Below are 6,877 nucleotides of genomic sequence, written 5' to 3'. Positions count from 1 at the left end.
GTGTCTGGTGTGTCTGGTGTGTCTGGTGTGTCTGGTGTGTCTGGTGTGTCTGGTGTGTCTGGTGTGTCTGGTGTGTCCACGATTGTGACTGGTACATCCTCTTGCACTTGTGGATTTTCATTTGATGAACCGCTACAACTGACGAGAAGGATGGCAGTCACAATGAGAAAATAATTAAAAATGCGTTTAGCACTTGGCTTGTCGTGCCACCTAAAAATCCTTGCAATCATATTTTTGTTTTATCTATTTCAAGAGCTCAACCGCTCTCTACACTTAAAAATACCACGCCCGAGATAATTTTCAAAAGGCACTATTACACAAGAGTGTTTTACCTCCTAAATACAGCATAAAGCAACCTCTCACAATCACCTGAAGCGGTATTTTCATCTTGACGCTCATTCCATCTCTCCTCCTTATACCCCCAGCCTAGAGCTGGATCCGCCAATACCTCCCCGCACTGCTGTATTTTCGAGAGTACGAGAAGAACCCCGTCATTATGAATACAGCACACCTAAAGACCGTGCTTGTAGTATGTACGATGGGTTAAAGAACACAAACCCATGCAAAGGGGTCTGCATGTAACCAATACCGCCTGCACGGTAATGACGCACATCATGTTCGGGTTAATGAGCCCTGCACGATGCGGATATCCAGTTATGCTGGGGATATAAAAAGAGAAGTGTCGCACCTGTACCTTTTAAAATACCACGCATCAAACTTCTTACCAAAATGCGCGCCCATGAGCTGCGGCCCCTCGTTCCCTCCCCCCACGTTCGGGGAAAGAGAAAGACGCCATGCCACCGCCCCAGCCCCCTTTCATTTCCCGCCCCTGTTCCCACTGCTTTCCATTGCCGCCCTCCGCCTGCGTTTCACTGACAACAAAAAAGACGGCAACCTGTAACAGATCACCGCCTTCCGTAAAGATGCCTACGCCTCCATCTTGTCCTTCAAGCCGACATGTCGCTTGATGCGTTCCACCTCTTGAAACAGTGTGAGGATATCTTCGTGCGTTTGCTTCTCAAGTCGATCAAAGCGCTGGTGCACTTCGCCGAACCGTTCGTCAACACTTGCAAAACCATCATCCATTTTCTTTTCAAGACGGACAAACTCTTTTGTAAAGAGCTCCGCCTGATTCGCGAACAGCTGTTCGAGATCACCTCTGGTTACATCTTCAAGTGCCATAGCTTTGTTATTAGTACATTAAATCTATCACGCAGACCATATCTGTCAAATCGCGTCACCACACTTGCACTGCGATCGAATGCCCTGGTGCCGCCGCGCACACTCCGCGTACGCGCTCACTGTCCGCTCTGGTGTAAACCAGCGGTCACGCTCCACAGGCAACCCAAGCGCTCCCCGCACTGAGGCAAGCTCACCGAGCGACACGTAGCCAATCTCTGGAAACCCTAAGCCCAAATCACAGAGCCCGAAAGCTCTATCACCACCTTCGGGATCAAGCTCCGTCAGAAGCCAGGTAGCTCCCGCATCTGGCGTGAACAGCTTCACGACAGGCCTGTGATCAATCCCGCCATCACTTTCCGCTGAAGCGCGCCACTGCGCTTCAAGCTTTTCTTTCTGTCCCGTTGTTATGAGATTCATATAGTTTTTCTTACTGATTATTTATCACTCACAAACCCTTCCTCTGCCGCCACGGTGCCAACGGCATCCCACAGCGCGTTCAGATACACGAGCGAGTTGCCACTCCATGTGGCGCCCTTCCTCACATGCACGACCAGTGCGTGTGTTGCCTCCTCGAGCGACACCTCTTTGGCCCAGTCCTTTTTCTGCATCGGGCTTGTGTGCCCGCGCTTTGTGGCGGCAGCCCCTCCCTCTCCCGTCCCTTTCTTTCGAAACTTCGTCATACGCGTTTTCGTTATTGCTTACGACCCAGGAACACGCCGTGGCGAACCTGGGGTCAAGGAAAGCGCAGCGGCTTGACGCAAGGTGAGCAGCGACGTCCGGAAGTCCGAGGCTGCAGTGACGCTGCTGCGTCATGGAAGCCGTAGCGTCTTTCGGGCGGCGCGTTAGGCGTATGCTGGAAGGAGTAGCAGAGACGAATTCCACCGCAAAGACGTCCCGCGTGCGCGGGACACAGTGCCCTGCAGCGCAGGGTTCCATCTTTGGCGTTCCCGCTCCCTGCCTTTGTTCCCGTGGCATGGCGGCCTGGGGGTTGGGTGGGTTTCGAACGTGGCGTACTTTCTGACTGAGGCACCGCGCAGGCGCAGCATGTGTGCTGTCTCATGGCGGAAAGCACTTGGCCCCGAGATCGGAAAATACTACAGGGGTGTCGGACGTCCGACACCCTCTCCAAACATTAGACCAATGAGAGGTACGCCACGCATCTCATGTGCGATAAGATCCCCCCTACATCATTGCTAAAAGGATTATTGCAGCAGTGGGACTTATAACATTCTTCTTCGGTGATGCAGCGACTACGACGCCACTCCCGACGTACGCTATAGCCGTCATTTTTTGCGTTATCGTTTTCACGACCGTGATTGCGATTGTGAAGGCTCTTGCCCTGGTCGAAAAATGGGTTGTTGACGGTGGTGGGAAGAATCCAAGCGCCTCCGACCCGCAGACGATTCGTCGCGAACGCTACACACTTGTTGGTGCAATCACCATCCTGACGATGGCCGCAACATTCGCCGTCCTCATGCTCTGGCAGAGCAACGTCCGCGCACAAGCACTAAGCATTCAGAAGGATGAAGTAACGGAGCAGTTAGAAAATGCAACCAACGAAAATGGGCTTCTCAGGGCATCTCTCGAAGCAAGCGAACAGAGGACTGAAAATACACAGTTAGCTCTCGCATCACTACAAACGCAACTGAGCGATTTAGATGCTCAACGAGCCAGCGCCTCTGAACTCACGACGGGAGATCTTGAATTCCAAAATTCTGCACTTCAAAACGAAGTCGATGTACTTTTGTATGAAGTTTCCGCGCTGGAGGATCATATCGCAATACTCGAAGAAAACTTGAAGTATGAAAAAGAAACGGCGCGGTACGCTAGTGAAATTGCATCTGTGGACAGCCAACAAAACCTTATCGCAGAGGAACTCACAGAGGCTGTAGAAGGCTACAACGCGCTCCTCGCTCAATATGAAAATGATGTCGGTGCATTAGATGAAAAAATCGACAACCTCACAACCCAACTGACACAAGCCCAGCAAACTATTGAGCAATACAAACAAAAAGAGAGAGAAGAAGAATCTGAAAGCCAATAGCGGATTCAAGCAACAAAAAAAGTCGAATCAATACGAGGGTGTCGGACGTCCGACACCCCGTCTCACGGCAAGTACAGTGAAGTAAAAAAAGAGCCAGCAAACGAGCGCTGTGTTGTTGCATCCGTCGCTTCGCTCGGCAACACGCTCCACACACGTGAGAGTCATTGCATCGAAACGCATCAGGTGTGCTCTGTTGCACATGCAACAGGGAACCCCCTCAGAAGCAAAAAATTGCGGCCCCAGGCGTCGAGAGAGGCCTGGGAGTACAACTACCCCTCCAGCAAAAGTTAGGGCGCTCCTAGAGCAAATTCTGCCGCCCAGGAAATAGTGCACACAAGCCCCGCATCATCGGCCACCTGGCGCGATGGTGAATCGGACAGTACGATCCGGCCCGCGCCTGTCGGACATACAACATGTACGAAAATTGAGAGCATCTAGCAGAAGGAGGTACCGCGCTTATAGCGATTGCAGCAGCGCTGCACGGTAGCGCTACACACCGAACGGATGACCGTCCACTCGTAGGCGATAGCCGACAAGCCTGCGCAGCAGTACCAGTCCCCCGCCGTCGGCACCATCTTTTTTTCTCAGAAAAAAAGTGAGCGCCCGACTTCGCTTTGGTTCAGTCTTGCATCTGCAAGACCGGAGACCAGGCATTGGGTGTGTGCAATCGCACAACACCCAGCCGTCAGTCGCAGCAGGATTGGAGAGCCAGCCACCAACGAACATCAGTGAGACACGGTGGATGGGGAATCAATCATGTGAAGCAAAGCGAAGTCGGGCGCGAAGCGGCAAGACGGCGGGGACAAGTACAGGTTGACGGAGCGCGTTTTTAGCGCGAAGGCGACCAAATACACCCCACGATCTCTATGCATCGTGGGGTACATCGTGGCGCATTGTGCCATGCATCCTGCGTGCATTCGCACGACTCCTGGGCGTTAGTCCCTTTTGCCGCTAGCGATCTCCCGCGCAAGCGTAATCAATTCTTGCTGCAATTGATCATTGCGCGCATTGGATTGCGTAAGCGCATCGCGACTTGCGGCAAGTTCTGCCTGGCATCGCGCTGCCTCTTGCACATGCGTCCTATGAGCTTCTTGTGCGGCAGCTAGATCTGCCTGCGCTTTGTCATGCGATGCGATCGCATTCGCAAGATCCGCTTCAAGATGCCGAACAACATCTGCAAGTTCTGCCACTTCAGATTCAGCATCGAGAGCGCGTTGCTCCGCTGCCTCCTCAACGGTACGTGTACGACGTGCTGCTTCATCGCTTGCAACACGCCATACATCACTGGCGAGCCCCTTCACGCTGGCAAGCACCACATCCGGCATTTCCAAGACGGCAGTTGCCTGCGCAGTTTGCTGCTGACGCCACTGCTTCAAAAGCGGTGACAGCGTGTTATAGCTGCCGCCAATCTCAGTTCGAATTGCCTCAAGCGTCGGTTTGACATTATTTGCGGCCAGGGCATCTGCAGCAGCAAAAACAGCTTCTTGTGTGACGGGTTCAGCGCGAGCCATTAGTTATCTCCTGCAGTACAAGTAGTAGAGATAATAATACTACAATTATTACTACCATGATTATTACAATGCATTTTCTACAGATAATGCGGATTGCTACTCTGCCGCTGTAGCGCGCGACAGAGCCGTTTACTGTGTGGTGAGCTCCTTTTTTGTAAGGCTGCGGATACTTGGGGCCGCTCTGAGGGCATAGGGGGGCTTGACGGCACCGACTGCACCCCACCTTCCAGGGCTGCCTCTGCCCCCTCTTTTTCACACAAAGCGGTACGCTTTCTGCAGATCGTGCACAGCAAGTTGCCGTTGTGTTCTGTTTCCTTGTGAATGAAAAGTCCACACCAGCACCGCGATAGCGGTGTAGTAGTATTGAAGAATATTAGAAAGTATTGCACTTCTGGCTGAATAGCTCGAAATGCTGATCAGCAGTGGCTTTGCGACGTCATTTGGCGAAAAATATTTACCCTAAACATCCCAGAACGTTACCCTAAACATCCCACTTTTTTACCCTAAACATCCCAGAACGTTACCCTAAACATCCCACTTTGGTGGTGGCTGTTTTTCACCCTGTCGGACGTCCGACACCTAGGCTTGCAACGCTTTCCAGTCGTCAAATGTAGGAATGTCATGGGTGTCTGTGATGAGTCGTCGCTCAACACTCAGAAGATGCCCTGAGAGAAATTTCTTCTCGTTGGGGAATTGCAGTTGAAGCTGCGCACGTGCATTTTTCGCGAGATCATCACGATCGTTTTGCGAGAGGCCATCGATGATTTCTTGGGCGCGTGCTTGTACGAAATCTTCGTACCGTCTTTCATCAAGCGCTTCCATTTCTTTGGCTCGCACCGCTTCCATTTTATGCAGCCGATCGGCCTCCTTTTTTCGCTCACTTTTCCATGTAGAAAAATATGTTTTCAGAGCGTTGAACGTTTGCATTTTGAACTTGGTTTCGTGCGCGCGCGTGATCGCCCATGTGACAAAAACCTTTGCGTCAGAAAGCGTCACCTGAGACAAAATTTGCTGCGCAAATTCAATCTCTGCATTGAGGTAGTCACGCTCGGCATCAGCGCCAAACCAGTGCTCATGGAAATGTGCCAGAAGAGCAAAGGCACCATCTTCAAGATTGGTTTCAGGGTGGCCAAGGTGAGGGTCGCGCTCGGACTTGTATGAGCCAAAGTTCAGAGGGAGTTGCTTCTTATAAAAGCTTGCAAAATCGGCGAAGAATTCTTCACCTGGTGTAAACAGAATGTTGAAGCCATCCTTTGCCTTGTTACGCTTTGCTTCGTACGATGAGAGCAGTCCAGTCGCGATGATTGGGTCAAGACGTGGAGCAAGGTGTTTTTGCAAAAGTCGACTCTTGGTGTCCAGAGGCTTCACGCCACCCAGCCACTGCTCACACATCGTCGCGTAGTCTTTTGTGTAGAGAAAATTGACGCTATTGGCTTTTGAGTAGCGGTAGCTCATGTAGCGGTAAAGGATGCGCGCAACACTTTGTGACTGCGGCGGGAGCTCCTTAACACGATCCCAGCTCATGCAAAAGAAATAGCGATCATGAAAGAGAAAGCCAAGAATGATCTCTGGTACGGTGATGATGTAGTAGTGGGGTGCTGACTTGCGCTGATCACGTACAAACGACACCTTGTCGATCAAGGAGAATGTTTCTTGGTGTACCTCGGGTGTGCCGTCTTCATTTTTGAGTTCGGGATGGTCGTACCAATATGTGATCTCAGAACGCGATAATTGCTTAATTGCTTGTGAGATTTCTTTGGACGCCTGACCGGAGTATGACCGTCCCGCGATCTTTGCGATCTGGCGTGTTGAGAGCTTCAAACGTCCGTCAAAGGTAGAACCAAAGTCGGAGAGCATCTTCTCAATGCCTGTCCAGATGCGGTATGCCAGTGCGCCAGGCACACCATACGTTGGATCATGAATGATCTCAAAGTTGCGATCGTCTGGAAGCCCCTCGAAAAGACTGTCGGCTTTCTCCCGTTCGCGCTCTGCAAGGAGCTCTATGGGAATCTTGTTGCGGCCAAAGTGAAAGTACCGCCCCTGGATTTCATTCACAGGGATCGCCTGGTAGAACGCATCGCGAGCACGCGGTATACGCGTCTTCTTTAGCTGTACGATCTCACCCATACACGGCCTACAT

General features: G+C 51.7%; 7 protein-coding genes. 1 reads left to right on the top strand and 6 read right to left on the bottom strand.

Annotated features, from left to right (window positions below; translation table 11 throughout):
• From ACUNV4_RS29485 to ACUNV4_RS29470, 4 genes are all read right to left on the bottom strand, one after another.
• Window positions 1-230 (bottom strand): hypothetical protein (locus tag ACUNV4_RS29485; protein ID WP_430882262.1); only part of this gene is annotated, 230 nt, incomplete at its 3' end.
• A 697-nt stretch (window positions 231-927) separates the two neighbouring features.
• The gene (locus tag ACUNV4_RS29480) at window positions 928-1,182 is read right to left on the bottom strand and encodes a hypothetical protein (RefSeq protein WP_430882261.1); all 255 of its coding nucleotides are present in this window, start codon (window positions 1,180-1,182) and stop codon (window positions 928-930) included.
• A gap of 45 nt (window positions 1,183-1,227) precedes the next feature.
• A complete protein-coding gene (locus tag ACUNV4_RS29475; protein WP_430882260.1) occupies window positions 1,228-1,599 on the bottom strand; it encodes a DUF2958 domain-containing protein in 372 nt (123 codons plus the stop codon).
• 17 nt (window positions 1,600-1,616) lie between these two features.
• Window positions 1,617-1,790 carry a hypothetical protein gene (locus ACUNV4_RS29470; RefSeq protein WP_430882259.1) on the bottom strand — a complete coding sequence of 58 codons (174 nt, stop codon included), beginning with the start codon at window positions 1,788-1,790 and terminating at the stop codon, window positions 1,617-1,619.
• A 605-nt stretch (window positions 1,791-2,395) separates the two neighbouring features.
• On the opposite strand from ACUNV4_RS29470, the gene ACUNV4_RS29465 reads away from it, so the two are divergent.
• Entirely contained in the window at window positions 2,396-3,226 is an 831-nt protein-coding gene (locus ACUNV4_RS29465; RefSeq protein ID WP_430882258.1) for a hypothetical protein, read from the top strand.
• A 935-nt stretch (window positions 3,227-4,161) separates the two neighbouring features.
• Here ACUNV4_RS29465 and ACUNV4_RS29460 read toward each other — a convergent pair.
• Complete coding sequence (locus ACUNV4_RS29460; protein WP_430882257.1) at window positions 4,162-4,737, bottom strand: DNA-binding protein; 576 nt, start codon at window positions 4,735-4,737, stop codon at window positions 4,162-4,164.
• A gap of 579 nt (window positions 4,738-5,316) precedes the next feature.
• Window positions 5,317-6,864: a hypothetical protein gene (locus ACUNV4_RS29455; RefSeq protein WP_430882256.1), complete on the bottom strand. Its 1,548-nt coding sequence runs from the start codon at window positions 6,862-6,864 to the stop codon at window positions 5,317-5,319.
• Window positions 6,865-6,877 lie beyond the last annotated feature (13 nt).

This window comes from Granulosicoccus sp. 3-233, assembly GCF_052681095.1.
The sequence above is the reverse complement of the archived record's forward strand: the minus strand, read 5'-3'. Positions and strand labels throughout refer to the sequence as shown.